Source organism: Pseudonocardia cypriaca, assembly GCF_006717045.1.
Lineage (GTDB): Bacteria > Actinomycetota > Actinomycetes > Mycobacteriales > Pseudonocardiaceae > Pseudonocardia > Pseudonocardia cypriaca.
This window is the reverse complement of record NZ_VFPH01000002.1, coordinates 1,617,000-1,631,405: the sequence shown is the minus strand read 5'-3', so window position 1 is coordinate 1,631,405 and position 14,406 is coordinate 1,617,000. Positions and strand designations below refer to the sequence as shown.

The 14,406-nt window shown below is 72.5% G+C and carries 14 protein-coding genes; 7 read left to right on the top strand and 7 right to left on the bottom strand.

Features of this window, described 5'->3' with window-relative positions; translation table 11 throughout:
• Positions 1-19: 19 nt before the first annotated feature.
• A complete protein-coding gene (locus FB388_RS25405) occupies positions 20-730 on the top strand; it encodes a TetR/AcrR family transcriptional regulator (protein WP_142104675.1) in 711 nt (236 codons plus the stop codon).
• On the opposite strand, the gene FB388_RS25400 is transcribed toward FB388_RS25405, so the two are convergent.
• Positions 718-1,170, bottom strand: a complete 453-nt coding sequence (locus FB388_RS25400) for a pyridoxamine 5'-phosphate oxidase family protein (RefSeq protein WP_142104674.1) — start codon at positions 1,168-1,170, stop codon at positions 718-720. The genes FB388_RS25405 and FB388_RS25400 overlap by 13 nt on opposite strands.
• Before the next feature lie 18 nt (positions 1,171-1,188).
• On the bottom strand, positions 1,189-1,608 hold the full coding sequence (locus FB388_RS25395; RefSeq protein WP_142104673.1) for a hypothetical protein: 420 nt from the start codon (positions 1,606-1,608) through the stop codon (positions 1,189-1,191).
• Positions 1,609-1,704: 96 nt separating this feature from the next.
• Here FB388_RS25395 and FB388_RS25390 point away from each other — a divergent pair, with 96 nt between their 5' ends.
• The gene (locus FB388_RS25390; RefSeq protein ID WP_142104672.1) at positions 1,705-2,661 is read left to right on the top strand and encodes an NAD(P)H-dependent flavin oxidoreductase; all 957 of its coding nucleotides are present in this window, start codon (positions 1,705-1,707) and stop codon (positions 2,659-2,661) included.
• 9 nt (positions 2,662-2,670) lie between these two features.
• Positions 2,671-3,474 (top strand): DeoR/GlpR family DNA-binding transcription regulator, encoded by an 804-nt coding sequence (locus FB388_RS25385; protein ID WP_246122387.1) that lies wholly within the window; start codon positions 2,671-2,673, stop codon positions 3,472-3,474.
• Positions 3,475-3,477: 3 nt separating this feature from the next.
• On the opposite strand, the gene FB388_RS25380 is transcribed toward FB388_RS25385, so the two are convergent.
• Complete coding sequence (locus tag FB388_RS25380) at positions 3,478-4,947, bottom strand: lipopolysaccharide biosynthesis protein (protein ID WP_142104671.1); 1,470 nt, start codon at positions 4,945-4,947, stop codon at positions 3,478-3,480.
• Between the two features lie 249 nt (positions 4,948-5,196).
• Between FB388_RS25380 and FB388_RS25375 the strand changes: the two genes are divergently transcribed.
• From FB388_RS25375 to FB388_RS25360, 4 genes are read left to right on the top strand one after another with little or no spacing between them, the layout of a single operon-like run.
• Positions 5,197-6,138, top strand: a complete 942-nt coding sequence (locus tag FB388_RS25375) for a carbohydrate ABC transporter permease (protein WP_142104670.1) — start codon at positions 5,197-5,199, stop codon at positions 6,136-6,138.
• An 11-nt stretch (positions 6,139-6,149) separates the two neighbouring features.
• Positions 6,150-6,962, top strand: coding sequence for a carbohydrate ABC transporter permease (locus FB388_RS25370; protein ID WP_142104669.1), 813 nt, complete (start codon positions 6,150-6,152; stop codon positions 6,960-6,962).
• Positions 6,959-8,296 carry an ABC transporter substrate-binding protein gene (locus tag FB388_RS25365; protein WP_142104668.1) on the top strand — a complete coding sequence of 446 codons (1,338 nt, stop codon included), beginning with the start codon at positions 6,959-6,961 and terminating at the stop codon, positions 8,294-8,296. The genes FB388_RS25370 and FB388_RS25365 overlap by 4 nt, the downstream gene beginning before the upstream one ends.
• Positions 8,293-8,982 (top strand): glycerophosphodiester phosphodiesterase, encoded by a 690-nt coding sequence (locus tag FB388_RS25360; protein WP_211362214.1) that lies wholly within the window; start codon positions 8,293-8,295, stop codon positions 8,980-8,982. Before FB388_RS25365 ends, FB388_RS25360 begins: the two co-directional genes overlap by 4 nt.
• A 23-nt stretch (positions 8,983-9,005) precedes the next feature.
• On the opposite strand, the gene FB388_RS25355 is transcribed toward FB388_RS25360, so the two are convergent.
• From FB388_RS25355 to FB388_RS25340, 4 genes are read right to left on the bottom strand one after another with little or no spacing between them, the layout of a single operon-like run.
• Positions 9,006-9,617: an isochorismatase family protein gene (locus FB388_RS25355; protein ID WP_142104667.1), complete on the bottom strand. Its 612-nt coding sequence runs from the start codon at positions 9,615-9,617 to the stop codon at positions 9,006-9,008.
• Between the two features lie 19 nt (positions 9,618-9,636).
• Positions 9,637-11,499, bottom strand: coding sequence for a hydantoinase B/oxoprolinase family protein (locus FB388_RS25350; RefSeq protein WP_142104666.1), 1,863 nt, complete (start codon positions 11,497-11,499; stop codon positions 9,637-9,639).
• Complete coding sequence (locus FB388_RS25345; protein ID WP_246122385.1) at positions 11,499-13,643, bottom strand: hydantoinase/oxoprolinase family protein; 2,145 nt, start codon at positions 13,641-13,643, stop codon at positions 11,499-11,501. The genes FB388_RS25350 and FB388_RS25345 overlap by 1 nt, the downstream gene beginning before the upstream one ends.
• Complete coding sequence (locus FB388_RS25340) at positions 13,640-14,305, bottom strand: GntR family transcriptional regulator (protein WP_142104665.1); 666 nt, start codon at positions 14,303-14,305, stop codon at positions 13,640-13,642. The genes FB388_RS25345 and FB388_RS25340 overlap by 4 nt, the downstream gene beginning before the upstream one ends.
• Positions 14,306-14,406 lie beyond the last annotated feature (101 nt).

Below are 14,406 nucleotides of genomic sequence, written 5' to 3'. Positions count from 1 at the left end.
ACGCCGTAGAGTGTCAAGGGTGGCGGCAGTAACCCGGAGCAGGCGGGAGCGCCTGCGGGCGGAGACGACCGAGGAGATCACCGCAACCGCGCTCGCGCTGCTCGCCGAGGGCGGCCCGGACGCGGTGACGCTCCGTGCGATCGCCCGCGAGATGGGCATGACGGCCGGGGCGATCTACGGCTACTTCCCCACCCGGGACGACCTGATCAACCGGCTGATCACCGACGTGTACACGTCGCTCGTGGACGCGGTGGAGGCGGCGCGCGACGCCCGGCCCCCGGACGACGCGGGTGGGCGGATCGTCGCATGGGGCCAGGCCCTACGGGAGTGGTCGGTGGCCAACCCGGCGGGCTTCCGCCTCGTCTACGGCGACGCCGTGCCCGGCTACCGGCCACGCGAAGGCGGGGTGGCGGCCGAGCCGGCGCACCGTGCCTGCATGGGGCTGACCCAGCTCGTCGCCGCGGTGTGGCCGCAGGCGGCGCCGCACCAGCCCGCCGCCGAGTGGTCCGACTTCGCGCCCGGGCTGGTGGCCGAGGTGCGCCGCGAGTTCCCCGACCTCCCGCCCGCCGCGGTCGGACTCGCCCTGCGGGTCTGGGGGCGGATGCATGGGCTCGTCGCGCTCGAGGTGTACGGCCACCTGCGCGGGCAGACCACCGACCCGGCGAAGCTGTACGAGGCGGAGCTGCGCGACCTCGTGCGCTCGCTGGGCGCGCAGGTTCAGGAGGAGTAGGTGCCGTACACCCGCGAAGGCTCGACGAGCACGGCCACGCGGCGTTCCTCGCGCATGACGCGGTCGTAGGTGTCCCAGTCGTCGTGGGTGCCACCCGCGCCGGTGAACACCGCCCGCAGCAGCAGCCGCAGGCCATCGGCGTCGACGCCGTCGGCCGGGTCGTCGGGGCCGATCAGCTCGCTCGTGCCGTCGACGCCGACCCACTCCCAGCCGGCCCGCCACATGATGGAGGTGGCCGGGCGCTCGCGCAGGGTGCGCAGCTTCACCGGGCCGTAGGTGACGTACCCGACGACCGGGCGCCCGGTGATCGGGTGGTCGAGCACGCCCGCGTTGACCAGCGAGGCGTGCGGGGTGCCGTCGGCACGCACGACGCTGACGCCGGCCAGGCCGTGGTCGCGGGCGACGATGGCGCGAACCGGGGCGAGATCAGGAGTGGTCACGAAGGCCAGTCTGCACCGCTACCCCGACAGGATGCGGTGGATGCCGCCGCTCGTGCTGAGGTAGATGCCGCGCACATCCGCGCCGGTGCGGACGCACGCCTCCCGCAGCGCGTCCGCCCACTGCCGGTCGCCCGCCAGCACGGCGTCGCGTCCGATGCGTTCCAGGGTGAGGATGACGCTGCCACCGCCCACGTCGGTGGTGAGGTCGGCGCACATGCCCGCCATCACGGCGGCGAGGTTGTCGATCACGGGCGCCTCGGGACGCGGCGGGATGTCGGAGATCGGCAGGATCACCGGCGCCTGTCGACCGTCGCCGTCGACGAACATGATCCACAGTTGTCGGGTGGCCGTGGCCCGGCCGACCAGCTGTTCCACGCGTCGGTGTACCTCGGAGTCGGTGAGCAGGAGGGGAGCTTCGGCGGGGTTCGGGATCGTCATGCGGGGAGCGTGTCGCCGCGAACCATGATCCCGTGGGCGTTCCGGCGAAGTTGTGGACAACTCGACCTGGGCGCCGCAGCGGGCCATCCTTGGACGATGCTGAGCACCCGGTTCACCGAGCTCGTCGGCTGCGAGATCCCGATCCAGCAGGCACCGATGGGCCTGGTCGCGCCGCCCCGCCTTGCGCTCGCGGTGGCGCGGGCGGGCGGCGTCGGGACGGTCAGCGCGCCGATCGGTGCGGAGCCGCAGGCGCTCGCCGCCCAGCTCGACAGCTGGATGGACCGCGGGGCGGGCGCGCTCGCGGTCAACTTCATCACCGAGCAGGTCGATCCGGCCGCCGTCGCAGTGGCGGGTGAACGGGCGCGGATCGTCGACTTCTACTGGAACACCCCGCACGCGAAGCTCGTCGACGCCGCGCACGAGGGCGGTGCGCTGGTGAACTGGCAGGTGGGGTCGCTGTCCGACGCCGTGCTCGCGGTCGAGGCCGGCGCGGACATCGTCACCGTGCAGGGCCGGGAGGCCGGCGGCCACGTGCGCGGCGACGCGCCGCTGCTGCCGCTGCTCACCGCCGTGCTCCGCGCGGTGGACGTGCCGGTGCTGGCCGCGGGCGGCATCGCGGAGCCACGCGCGCTGGCCGCGGTGCTCGCGGGCGGGGCGGACGGGGTCCGGATCGGCACCCGGTTCCTCGCGACGCCGGAGTCGGGGGCGCATCCCGAGTACGTACTCGCGCTGCTGGCCGCCGGCCCCGAGAGCACGGAGATCACCGACGCGTTCGCGGAGTGCCCGATGTGCGCGACGTTGCCGCGGGCGCGGGCGCTGCGCTCGGCGATCGCGGCGGTGGAGGCCGTCGAGGGGGAGACGGTCGGCAGCGCCGGTGACCAGCAGCTCCCGGCGCGCGCCGGGATGCCGCCGCACAAGGCCGTGCACGGGCAGATCCACGCCATGGCGCTCTACGCCGGCAGCGGCGTCGAGCACGTCACCGCCGTGCGTCCGGCAGCGGACGTGGTGCGGGAGCTGGCCGAGGGAGCGGAACGCCTCCTGCGGGTCTGGTGAGATGGTGGGGTGACGGCAGGCAGTACCGAAGGGATCGACGCGACGGCCCGGCGCCCGGCTCGGCGGCAGGCCGAGATCGCGGCGTACGTCGTCCAGCACGGCACCGCCACGGCCCACGAGCTGGTGGAGGCGTTCGGCGTCAGCCTCATGACGGTGCACCGGGACCTCGACGCCCTTGAGCGCCAGGGGGTCGTGCGCAAGTACCGGGGCGGGGTCACGGCGCAGCCGACCAGCGTGTTCGAGAGCAACGTCGCCTACCGCCTCAACACGGCGCAGGCGCAGAAGCAGGCTCTCGCCCGCCGTGCGCGCGCCATGGTCGAACCGGGCATGTCGGTGATGCTGGACGACTCCACCAGCGCGCTCGCGGTGGTCCGCCAGCTGGAGGACGTCGCACCGCTCACGGTCGCGACCAACTTCCTGCCGGCCGTCTCGCTGCTCACCGCGATGCCCGACGTCCGGCTGATCGTGCTCGGCGGCATCTACTCACCCACCCACGACTCGTTCGGCGGGGTGCCCTGTGCAGAGGCCGTCGAGGCGCTGCAGACCGACCTGCTGTTCTGCAGCGTCTCCGCGGTGTCCCCGACCCACGCTTACCACCAGGAGCAGGAGATCGTGCTGGTCAAGCGCGCGATGCTGCGCTCGGCCCGCACGCGGGTGCTCCTGGTCGACAACGCGAAGCTGCGCCGCACCGCGCTGCACCGGCTCGCCCCGCTCACCGACTTCGACCTCGTGCTGGTGGACGACCAGGCGCCCGCCGAGCAGGTCGCCGCCCTCCGGGACCAGGGGGCTCGGGTGGAGGTCGTCGAGGTGTGAGCGTCAGGCCGCCCTGCTGCCAGGGGCCCGTCCCAGCATCCGGACCAGCACGACGTGTGCCGCGCACACGACCTGGACGGCGACGTAGCCGAGGGTGACGGGCAGGAGCGCCGAGCTGACGCCGCCCGGATCCGGCACCGTCGACGCCGGGACGACGAGCGCGACGACCAGCACGAGCAGGGTGCTGGCCGTGTGGAGGCGGGCGTAGGCCATGCCGTGGCCCGCGGCGGTGCGCACGCCGAGCTCGTGCACGACGACCAGCCGGAACGCGAGCCCCAGCAGCAACAGCCTGAGCATGTCGGCGGCCGAGGCGTAGCCCGCGCCGAAGATGGACAGCCCCGGGCCTGCGAGCAGCGCGCCCAGTGCCAGCAGCGGCAGGAAGATCACCAGGAGCCGTCTGCGGGAGGACGACGTCAGCTCGGCGGCTCGTTCGGGCTCTCTGGCCCAGCCGGCCGACAGGGAGTGCATGTAGTAGTTCGCCGCGGTCTCCAGGACGACCGTGGCCTGCCAGGCGATGAAGAACGCCGCACCGGACTCGGGTCCGAAGCGCAGGATCACCACGAGGGGGACCTGGTTGAGCAGCAGCGTGTAGCCGACCTGGGCGGTGGCGGTCGGCGCGAGGAAGCCGACGACCTCGGACCGGGTGGGCATCACGCCGGTGCCGGCGTGGGCGCGGGCGAAGCGGCGGACGACGACCAGGAGGACGAGCGAGCCCGCGGCGATCCACACGACGATCGGGCCGACCCAGGACAGGACGACCCCCTGGGCGCCGAGTGTGGTGCCGAGCACGACGAGCAGGGTGATCCGGACGACGGCGAACAGGCCGTTGCGCCAGACCGCCCACCAAGGCCTGCCGATCGCGACGAGGATGTAGTCGTGCACGACGAACACGCCCCACCCGGCGGCGGCGAGGGCGAACAGGCACATGCCGAGCGCCGGTGGGCCGTGCGGACCGGCCACTGTCCGGGCCAGGTCGGGCACGAAGAGGACGTAGCCCAGCCCGGCGACGGCGGACAGGGGCATGATCAGCAGGAGGCTCCGCCACACGAGGGGTGGGGCGTGCCGGCCGGCCACCGGTAGCCAGCGGATAAGGCCGAGGCCCAGGTTGAGCTGGGCGATCCCCGCGATCAGGATGAACGCGGACACGACGCCCGCGGCGTGGCCGACCTCGGCCTGGGGCAGCAGGTGGGCGGCGAGGAGCCAGCTGACCAGCCCGGCGAGCGCGCCGAGCGCGGAGCTGATCGACAGGGCGAGGCCTTCGCCCGCCCCCGCCTTCCTCCCCGTACTCGCCGCCGTCGGGGGCACGATCAGCATCGGCTGGGTCTGCAGGTCGGTGCGCGTGAAGTTGTTCCACCGGGCCCGGTCCGGGGCCGCCGCGGGCTGTGCCGATGGCACCCGCGGTCGGGCGGGCGCGAACATCGGGATCGTGCGGTAGGCGTCCGGCTCCCGGGACTGGGTTCCGGGCCGGGTCATCGGGTCGGGTCCGCCCGGTGTCGGTCAAGCCTTCTCACGCGGCGGTTCCCCTGACGTTCATGCGCTCCCCGTCCCCACGTCGATCGCAACGTCCGTTGCGGCCCGTGGGATGACGCGCGGAGCGTCCCGCCGGTTGCCCACTTCCGGAATCTGTGAACTAACGCAGAACATCACATACGTGGGCTGTTCGAACCCACGATCCGATGATAACTTGCCGCCCGTGACGCCCACCACGACGAGGAGGCGGGCATGACCGCTCTCGGCGAGACCGTCCGGGCCCATCCGGACGCTCCCGTCCGGCCGGCCGCGAGCGCGCGTCCCCGCCCGCTCCGGGAGTACGGGTTGTTCGCGCTGATGGTGGCGCCGAACCTGATCGTGATCGCGGTCTTCGCGTACTGGCCGATCGTCTACAACGCCTACCTCAGCCTCACCGACTGGAACATGATCGCGGTCAGGCCGACGTTCGTCGGGCTCGCCAACTACGCCCGCACGCTCACCGACCCGGCGTTCCACCAGACGCTGTGGGTCACCGTGGCCTTCACCGGCCTGATCGTGGCCGGCAGCTTGCTGATCGGGCTGGCGCTCGCGGTGCTGCTCGACCAGCCCCTGATGGGGAGCCGGATCGTGCGCACGCTCTCGTTCGCGCCGCACGTGCTCTCCGGTGCCGCGGTCGCCACGCTGTGGCTGTTCGTCTTCGACCCCGGCTACGGGCTGGTGCGCGCCCTGCTCGACCCGCTCGGGATCACCGCACCCGACCTGGTGAACTCCTCCGACGGGGCGCTGTTCGGCCTGGTGATCGTCTACCTGTGGAAGAACGCCGGCTTCGCCGCGCTGATCTACCTGACCGGCATGCAGGGCCTGCCCCGCGAGCTCGACGAGGCCGCGGTCCTCGACGGGGCGGGCAGCTGGACGCGGTTCCGCCGGGTCACGCTCCCGCAGCTGCGGCCGATCACCTTCTTCCTGCTGATCACCACCGTGATCGGCACCTTCCAGGCGTTCGACGTGATCGCGGTGATGACCGGCGGCGGACCCGGCGACGCCACCACCACGCTCAGCTGGGCCATCTACAGCGAGGGCTTCGAGGCGTTCGACGCCGGACGGGCCGCCACGCTGTCGATGATCATGTTCGTGCTCCTGCTGATCGTGACGGCCGTGCAGGCCCGGATCATGGAGAGGCGGATGCACCTGTGAGGACGGGTGGGATGACCCGAGCCGTGCAGTACGTGCTGCTGCTCGGTGTCGCGGCGGTGTTCCTCGGGCCGCTGTACTGGCTCGTCACCACCGCGCTGAAGGCGCCGGACGAGATCTACCAGTTCCCGCCCGCGTGGTGGCCGAGCCGGCTGACGTGGGAGAACTTCGGGCTGGCGTGGGACGCGGCTCCGTTCGACCGGTTCTTCCTCAACTCCACGATCGCGACGGTGGCCGGCACGGCGCTCAAGGTGGCCAACGCCGTGCTCACCGCGTACGCCTTCGTCCACCTGCGGTTCCCGTTCAAGAACGCGCTCTTCCTCGTGATCCTCGGCGCGATGATGGTGCCCGGCCACGTCACGCTGCTGCCCAACTACCTCACCGTCGCCACGCTCGGCTGGATCAACACCTACGCCGGGCTGATCATCCCGGGCATCGGCTCGGCGTTCGCCACGTTCCTGATGCGCCAGCACTTCCGCACGCTGCCGCGCGAGGTGACGGACGCGGCGTCCGTGGACGGCGCGGGACACCTGCGCACGCTGTGGCAGGTCGTGCTGCCGATGTCGCGCCCGATGCTCGTGACGGTCGTCGTGATCACCGCCGTGGAGGAGTGGAACAACTTCGTGTGGCCGCTGATCGTCACCAACACCGCCGAGATGCGCACGCTGCCCGTCGGCCTGCTGATCCTCAAGGACCAGGAAGGCCTCTCCAACTGGGGCACGATCATGGCGGGCACGCTGATCGTCCTCGCGCCGATGCTGGTGATCTTCTTCGTGGCGCAGCGCTGGATCGTCGGGGGCATCACGGCGGGGGCGGTGAAGGGATGACCACGGCAGCACGGACCCGGCGTTCGTTCCTCGCCCTGCTCGGCACCGCCGGGCTCGCCGCGGGCTGCGGGTTCCGCTCGCCAGACGCCGAGTATGGCCAGCCCGCCGGCACCGTGCCCGCGCAGTACGCCGGGCGGGTGCGCGTCGTGTTCTGGCACTCCTACAGCGGCCGCAACGGCAAGGTGCTCGCCGAGCTGGTCACGGGGTTCAACGACTCGCAGGACGACGTCTACGTCGAGGCGCAGTACCAGGGCAGCTACGACGACACCGCGCAGAAGGTGGCCGCGTCGCTGATCGCCGGGCAGGTGCCGGACATCGCGATCTTCTCCGACGTCACGTGGGAGCGGTTCTACCTGGGCGACGCGCTGGAGCCGCTGGACGGGTACTTCAGGCCGGGGTTCGAACCGGGCGTGTACGAGCCGAAGCTGTTCGCCGAAGGTGTGCTGCAGGGCCGTAGCTGGTGGATCCCGTTCGCCCGCAGCACACCGATGCTCTACTACAACCGCGATGCGTTCGCCCGGGCCGGGCTCCCGGACCGCGCCCCGGAGACGTGGAGCGAGCTGCGGGAGTGGGCGCCCGCGCTCGCCGGGGTGCAGTCCGCCGGACGGTCGCTGCGCGCACTCCCGTTCGCCAAGATCGACGGTGACTGGCAGTTCCAGGGCAACGTCTGGCAGTTCGGCGGCGCCTACTCGAACGGTCTCGACGTCACGATCGACGAGGACGGCGCGATCGCGGCCGGCGAGTGGCAGCGGCGGCTGGTGCACGAGGACGGCTACGGCTACATGGCGAGCAGCGCCTCCACCGACTTCTCGAGCGGCCTCACCGCGATGCTGCAGGACAGCACCGGTGGCCTGCGCACGATCATGGAGAAGGCGTCCTTCCCGGTGGGAGCGGGCTTCGTGCCGTCGGAGGTGGCGGCCGGCATCGCGACCGGCGGCGGCGGGATCGGGATGATGCGCAACGCCACCGCCGAGCGCAAGCAGGCCGCCGCGGTGTTCCTCGCCCACCTCGCCCGGCCCGAGATCGCGGCCCACTGGACGACCGAGACGGGCTACCTCCCCGTCGTCACCGCTGCCCAGCGGGAGCAGGTGCTCGTCGACCTGATCGCGAAGGAACCCAACTACGGCGTGGCCATCCGGCAGCTGCCGCGGGCGCGTCAGCAGGACGCGATCCGGCTGTACGGCCGCAACGCGAACGTGGCCATCTACACCGGCCTGCAGCAGATCTACGCCGACAACGCCGCCCCGCGGGACGTGTTCCGGTCGGTGGCCCGGCGGCTCGAGTCCATCGCCGACGAGGTGCGGCGCCAGTACGAGGAGAAGGTGCACCCGTGATCGTCACCGGCCACCGCGGCGCGATGGGCAGCGAGCCCGAGAACACCCTGCGGTCGTTCCGCCGAGCGGTGCGGGAGGGCTGCGACGAGATCGAGCTCGACCTCCGGGTCACGGCCGACGGGCGGCTGGTCGTGCTGCACGACGCCACCGTCGACCGCACGACCGACGGTTCCGGCGCGATCGCGGAGATGACCCTCGACGAGGTCCGCGCGCTCGACGCAGGCTTCGGCGAGCAGGTGCCGACGTGGGCCGAGACCGTCGCGGCCGTGGACGTCCGGTTCCAGGCCGAGATCAAGGCAGCCGACGCCGTGCCGCTGCTGGCCGAGTCGTTGCGCGCCGACCCCGAACTGGCGCTCCGCACCCTCGTCACGTCGTCGCACGAGGAGGTCCTGCTGGCGGTCCGGCGGGAGCTGCCGTACGTCGAGACGGGGCTGATCCTCGGCCGCACACCGGCGTACGCCGAGATCGTCGCCCGGACCACGGCCGCAGACGCCGGCACGGCGCTCTGCGGCATCGCAGGGCTCACCGTCGAGGGCGTCGCCGACCTGCACGAGCGCGGCTTCGAGGTCACGGGCTGGCCAGTGCCCGACGGGCAGGTCCTCGCGACGGCGATCGAGCTCGCCGTGGACGGCGTCACGACCGACCACCCCGACGTCCTCTGCGCGCTGGCCCGATCCGAGTCGTGAGTGGATACGGCACTCGTGTCCACTCACGGCCGGAGCCGGGAGAGCGCTTCGGGCAGGTCCACCACGTCGGCGTACTTCGCGTCGAGGTCGGCGAGGTTGTTGTCGTGCAGCTCGGCGGACCGGTCGGCGCACGCCTGCCGCACCACCTGCGGGCGGAAGCCGTGGTTGAGCGCGTCCGTGGCGGTGGCCCGTACGCATCCCGAGGTCGAGACGCCGGTGACGACCACCGTGTCGACGCCGCCCGCGTGCAGCGTGGCCGCCAGGGACGTGCCGAAGAACGCCGAGGCGTACTGCTTGACCACCACCGGCTCGCCAGGGGTGGGCTTCAGCGTGAGCTCGCCCCAGCCGCCTTCTGCGTCCTCGGCGAACGCGGCCAGCGCGGGCACCTTGTGCACGAACAGGCCGCCGTCGGCGAGGCCGGGGGAGTAGCGCACCACGGTCCAGACGACCGGGTGCCCCGCAGCCCGCGCCGCGTCGACCAGCTGCTCCGTCGCGGCGACGGCTGGCCCGGGCCCCGGCAGAGCGAAGGGCCCGTTCGCCTCGGTGTAGGCCCGCACGAGGTCGACCACGACGACCGCGGGCCGCTCGCCCCACCCGACGCGCCCGGAGAACGCGCTCCCGTGCGGTCCCGTCACCCCCGCCACCTCCCGTTCGTCATGCGTCCGACCAGACCGGGCGCCTCGGCGCGGGGAGGCCCGTCTCCTCCTCGCAGCGGGCGAGCAGCTCCTCGATCGGTGGGCCCATGTCGAACACGGGCAGCTCCGCGGGCCGAGCCGCCCGCATCTCGGCGCGCAGCGCCTCCGTCGCCGTGGGGTCGCCGACGACCACGCCGTACCGCCGCGCGCCCTCGGCGGTGACGAGCCCGCGCCGGACCTCCAGCTCGACGAGGGCGGGGTCGCGTTCGAGGGGATCGCCCCACCCACCGCCGCCCCAGGTGACGAAGTGCAGCACGTCACCGGGGGAGACCGGCACGTCGTGGCACTTGCTGGGCAGGACCTGGCGGGTGCCGTCCGCCCGCTCGACCCACTTCCGGCCGCGGGCACCGGGGTGGCCGCCGTTGACGCCCCACGGGTAGGTCAGCCAGCGGTCGTCGTGGATCGCGATCGTGCCCGGCTCCTCGAAGACGTAGGCGACGTCGACGCCGTTGCCGCCGCGGTGCAGCCCGGGCCCGCCGGTGTCGGCGACCGTCTCCCACTTCTCGATCCGCAGCGGGTAGTACGACTCCAGGTACTCGCACGGGATGTTGACGAAGCTCGGCCACAGCGAGTGGCCGTCCGGCCCGTTGCCGAGGGGACGGCCGGGGATCCCGCCGAAGCCGATCGAGTACAGCTGGAACCACTCACCCCTCCGCTCGCCCGACGAGTAGTGCCCGGAGTACATGAAGTGCGGCGACGACGAGAAGCCCGCCGCGTTGAGCAGGGCCGGGTTGGTCTGCCCGAGCAGGCCGCCGAACAGGTCGAACACCCGGCCGACGCCGTGGTTCCGCCCGTTGAGCGATGCCGGGTGCTGTGGCCGCCAGTACGAGCCCTCGGGGATCGTGACGTCGACGAGCGGGTAGAACCCGTCGTTCCACAGGATCTGCGGGTCGGCGACCGTGATCATGTAGATGCCGAAGAACATCCGGGTGAGGTTCTCGTTGATGTAGTAGTTGATCGGGCCCGCGGCCTGCGGGCTGGAACCGGTGAAGTCGATGTGGACCTTGTCGCCGGTGCGGGTGAGCGACATCTTCAGCTCGTAGGGGCCGTTGCCGACGCCGTCGTCGCAGATGTAGTCGGTGAAGCTCAGCGTGCGGCCCTCCTCGAAGACCGCGTGCAGCAGCACCTTCATCGCGTCGTGGTTGCGCTGCAGCAGCGCGTCGAGCGCCGACAGGTAGGTGGCGGTGCCGAACCGCTCGCACATCTCCACCACCCGCCTGCCCGCCGTGCGGCAGGCCGCGACGAGACCGTTGAGGTCGGCGCGGTTCCAGTCGGGCATCCGCACCTGGTTGAGGATGATCCGCAGCGCGTCCTCGTTGAGCACGCCCTTCGCGTACAGCTTGAAGGGCGGGATCACCACGCCCTCCTCGTAGATGGTGCGGGCGTCGGTGGGCATCGAGCACGGCGTCTTGCCGCCGACGTCGGACATGTGCCCGAACATCGACGCCCAGCCCACCACCCGGCCCTCGTGGTAGATCGGCATGACGAGCAGCCAGTCGTTGGCGTGGCTGATCGCGGCACCGCACGCGTACGGGTCGGACGTCAGCAGGACGTCGCCCTCCTCGACGCTGCCGTCGAACCCGTCGAGGAAGTCGGGTACGGAAAGGCCGAACTGGCCGACCACCATCTTCCCGCTCGGGTCGCCGATCAGCGGGAACTCGTCGTGCTGCTCGCGGATGCCGGGGGAGAGCGCGGTGCGGAACAGCACCTCGTCCATCTCGTAGCGGGCATTGCGCAGCCCGTTCTCGATGAGGTCGAGGGTGACCGGGTCGACCTCCGTCCTCTCGATCGCGCCGCTCGCGGTCTCGATGATGCGGGCCATCAGCGGGCCTCCCTGTCCGATTGCCTTCGCTGCGCTTCGGCGAGCTCGCGGGGCCGGGAAGACGCCGTCCTGCTCGCTTGCGGGCGGATCAGCAGGCTGCCGGACGGGTGCACGGTGGCCGCGTGGGCGGGCAGCACGAGGGTGGTCGAGTCCATCTCGGTGACGATCGCCGGCCCGGCGACGACGTCGCCCGCCCGCAGCTTCGAACGGTCGTACACCCGGGCGTCCACCCACTTCCCGGCCACGTGCACCGGGTGCGTGTCGACCAGCGCGGCGGCCGGGTCGCCGTCGCCGTCCGGCAGGTGGGTGGCGGCCACCTGCGGGCGCGGCCCGGACACGGTGGCGCGGGCGTTCACCAGCTCGTGGTCGGCGGTGAGCAGGAAGGAGAAGAGGCGCTCGTGCTCGGCGTCGAACGCGGCGGCGAGCGTGCCCAGTGCGTCCCCGCCCAGCTCGGCGAAGTCGACCGGGATCTCGAAACCCTGGCCGTGGTAGCGCACGTCCACCTGGAAGGCGGTGGTCTGCTCGGCCTCGGGGACGCCCTGGGCGGCGAGCCGCGCTCCGGCCTCCGCGGCCAGCTCGCGCAGGATCGCCGCGAGGTCCTCCGGGGTGAGGTCGGCGAACCGGCGCAGCACGGTGCGGGCCGACTCGCTGCGCGCCGACGTCGTCGCGTCGCCGAGCGCGCACAGCACGCCGGGCGATGGCGGGACGATCACCGGCCAGGCCCCGGTCAGCTTCCCGAGGGCGTTGGCGTGCAGCGGGCCGGCCCCGCCGAACGCGACGAGGGCGAAGTCGCGCGGGTCGAAGCCCTGCTGCACCGACACCAGCCGCAGGCCGCCCAGCATGTTCTCGTTGACGATGTCGACGATCCCCGCCGCGGCCGCCTCCGGGCTGGACAACCCCATCGCCTCGGCGACCTTGCCCACCGCGGCCCGAGCTGCGTCGACGTCGAGGGTGATCTCGCCGCCCGCGAGCGTCGGGGGGAGGTAGCCGAGCACGACGTTCGCGTCCGTGACCGTCGGCTCGGTGCCGCCCCTGCCGTACGCGGCGGGGCCCGGGTCGGCGCCCGCGGACTGCGGGCCGACCCGCAGCGCCTTCGTCAGCTGCGGCACGTGCGCGATCGAACCGCCACCCGCGCCGACGGTGCGCACGTCGACGCTGGAGGCGCGCACGGTCAGGTCGCCGACCTTCGTCTCGCGGCCGATCCGCGGCGTGAGCCCCTGCACGAGCGCCACGTCGGTGGAGGTGCCGCCCATGTCGAACGTGATCAGGTCGGGGACCCCGCACTGCTCGGCGACCCACACCGCGCCCGTGACGCCGCCCGCCGGACCGGAGAGCAGCATCGTCACGGGCGCGCCGACCGCGGCGCCCGCCGACGAGAGCCCGCCGTCGCTGCGCAGGATCGCGAGCTCGCCCGCCACGCCGCCGTCGGCGAGCTTCCCGGCGAGCGTCTCGACGTAGCGCTTCACCTGCGGCTGGACGTAGCCGTTCGCGACCGTGGTGACCGTGCGCTCGTACTCGCGCATCTCGGGGAGCACGTCCGAGGAGAGCGACACCGGCACGCCGGGCAGCACCTCCGCCGCGATCTCGCCGATCCGCCGCTCGTGCGCGGGATCGGCGAAGGAGTTGATCAGCGAGACGGCGAGCGCGTCGACACCCACGAGCTTCGCGAGCTGGGTGCGGACGTCGGCCTCGTCGAGCGGGCGGATCACGCGGCCGTCCGATGCGATGCGCTGGTCGACCTCCACGGTGTTCTCCAGCGCCGCGAGCGGTTCCGGCTTCGGCCAGATGATCCAGCCGGCGAGCCCGCCCGGGACGAACGAGCGCGCGATCTGCAGGACCTGCCGGAAGCCCTTCGTGGTGACGAGCCCGACGGTGGCGCCCTTGCCCTCGAGGATCGCGTTGGTGGCGACGGTGGTGCCGTGCAGCACCTGGGCCACGTCGGAGAGCGCGATGCCGGCCTCGGCGCACACCCTGCCGATGCCGTTGAGGACACCGACCGACTGGTCCGAGGGCGTCGAGGCGGTCTTCGCCCGCCAGGTGGCGCCGGTGGCCTCCTCGACCAGCAGCACGTCCGTGAACGTGCCTCCGACGTCGACACCGAGCCGGTAACCCAGCGCTGGTGACTCGCTCGCACGCTCGCTCATGGCGCCTCCTGCTCGCGGGCGGCCCGCAGCATCACGGCGCGGGCGTTGTGGATGTGGGCGGTCATGACGGCCTGCGCCCACGCCGGGTCGCCCGCCCTGATCGCGGCGACGATCTCGACGTGGTGGGCGAGGCTGCGGCGGAGTGATGCCTCGTCGTAGGCGTGGAAGTTGCGCAGCTGGATCGGGGCGTGGATGGCGCCGGCCAGCGCCGTGGCGAGGGCCGGTTGGTCGGCGATCACGACCAGGCGCCCGTGGAACTGGCGGTTGAGCGGGACGAGCGCGTCGAGGTCCTGGTGGGCGCCCGGGAGGCCGACGGCGAGCATCCGCTCCGCGAGCTCGTCGAGGACGGCGACGTCGTCGGGCGCGGCGCGCGGGACGGCGAGCCCGGTGAGCCGTGGCTCGAGCGCGGACCGCAGGTCGAACACGCCCTCGAGCTCGGCGACGCTCCAGCTCGCGACGCGGGCCCCGCGGTTGGGCACGAGCTCGACCAGTCCCTCGGCGGCGAGCCGGGTGAGTGCCTCGCGAACGGGCGTGCGGCTCACCCCGAGCCGTTCGGCGAGCTCGACCTCGCCGAGCCGGGCACCCGCCGCGAACTGGCCGTGCAGGATCAGCTCCCGCAACGCGGCCAGCGCTCGTTCGGTGGAGGTCACCGTTCGTGTCACACGTCACTCCGTCCCGCAGATTGTGTGCAATCTAGGGCTGGAGGTTTCGCCGGGCAATGGTTCTGCCGTAACTTCGCGATGAATGTATGCAAAGGGGGATC

What these genes read in the sequence shown, in the direction of transcription:
- FB388_RS25380 (WP_142104671.1), bottom strand. Translation starts at nt 4,947, where the DNA reads ATGACCCGGCCCGGAACCCAGTCCCGGGAGCCGGACGCCTACCGCACG.
- FB388_RS25345 (WP_246122385.1), bottom strand. Translation starts at nt 13,643, where the DNA reads ATGAGCGAGCGTGCGAGCGAGTCACCAGCGCTGGGTTACCGGCTCGGT.
- FB388_RS25365 (WP_142104668.1), top strand. Translation starts at nt 6,959, where the DNA reads ATGACCACGGCAGCACGGACCCGGCGTTCGTTCCTCGCCCTGCTCGGC.
- FB388_RS25350 (WP_142104666.1), bottom strand. Translation starts at nt 11,499, where the DNA reads ATGGCCCGCATCATCGAGACCGCGAGCGGCGCGATCGAGAGGACGGAG.
- FB388_RS25390 (WP_142104672.1), top strand. Translation starts at nt 1,705, where the DNA reads ATGCTGAGCACCCGGTTCACCGAGCTCGTCGGCTGCGAGATCCCGATC.
- FB388_RS25395 (WP_142104673.1), bottom strand. Translation starts at nt 1,608, where the DNA reads ATGACGATCCCGAACCCCGCCGAAGCTCCCCTCCTGCTCACCGACTCC.
- FB388_RS25375 (WP_142104670.1), top strand. Translation starts at nt 5,197, where the DNA reads ATGACCGCTCTCGGCGAGACCGTCCGGGCCCATCCGGACGCTCCCGTC.
- FB388_RS25370 (WP_142104669.1), top strand. Translation starts at nt 6,150, where the DNA reads ATGACCCGAGCCGTGCAGTACGTGCTGCTGCTCGGTGTCGCGGCGGTG.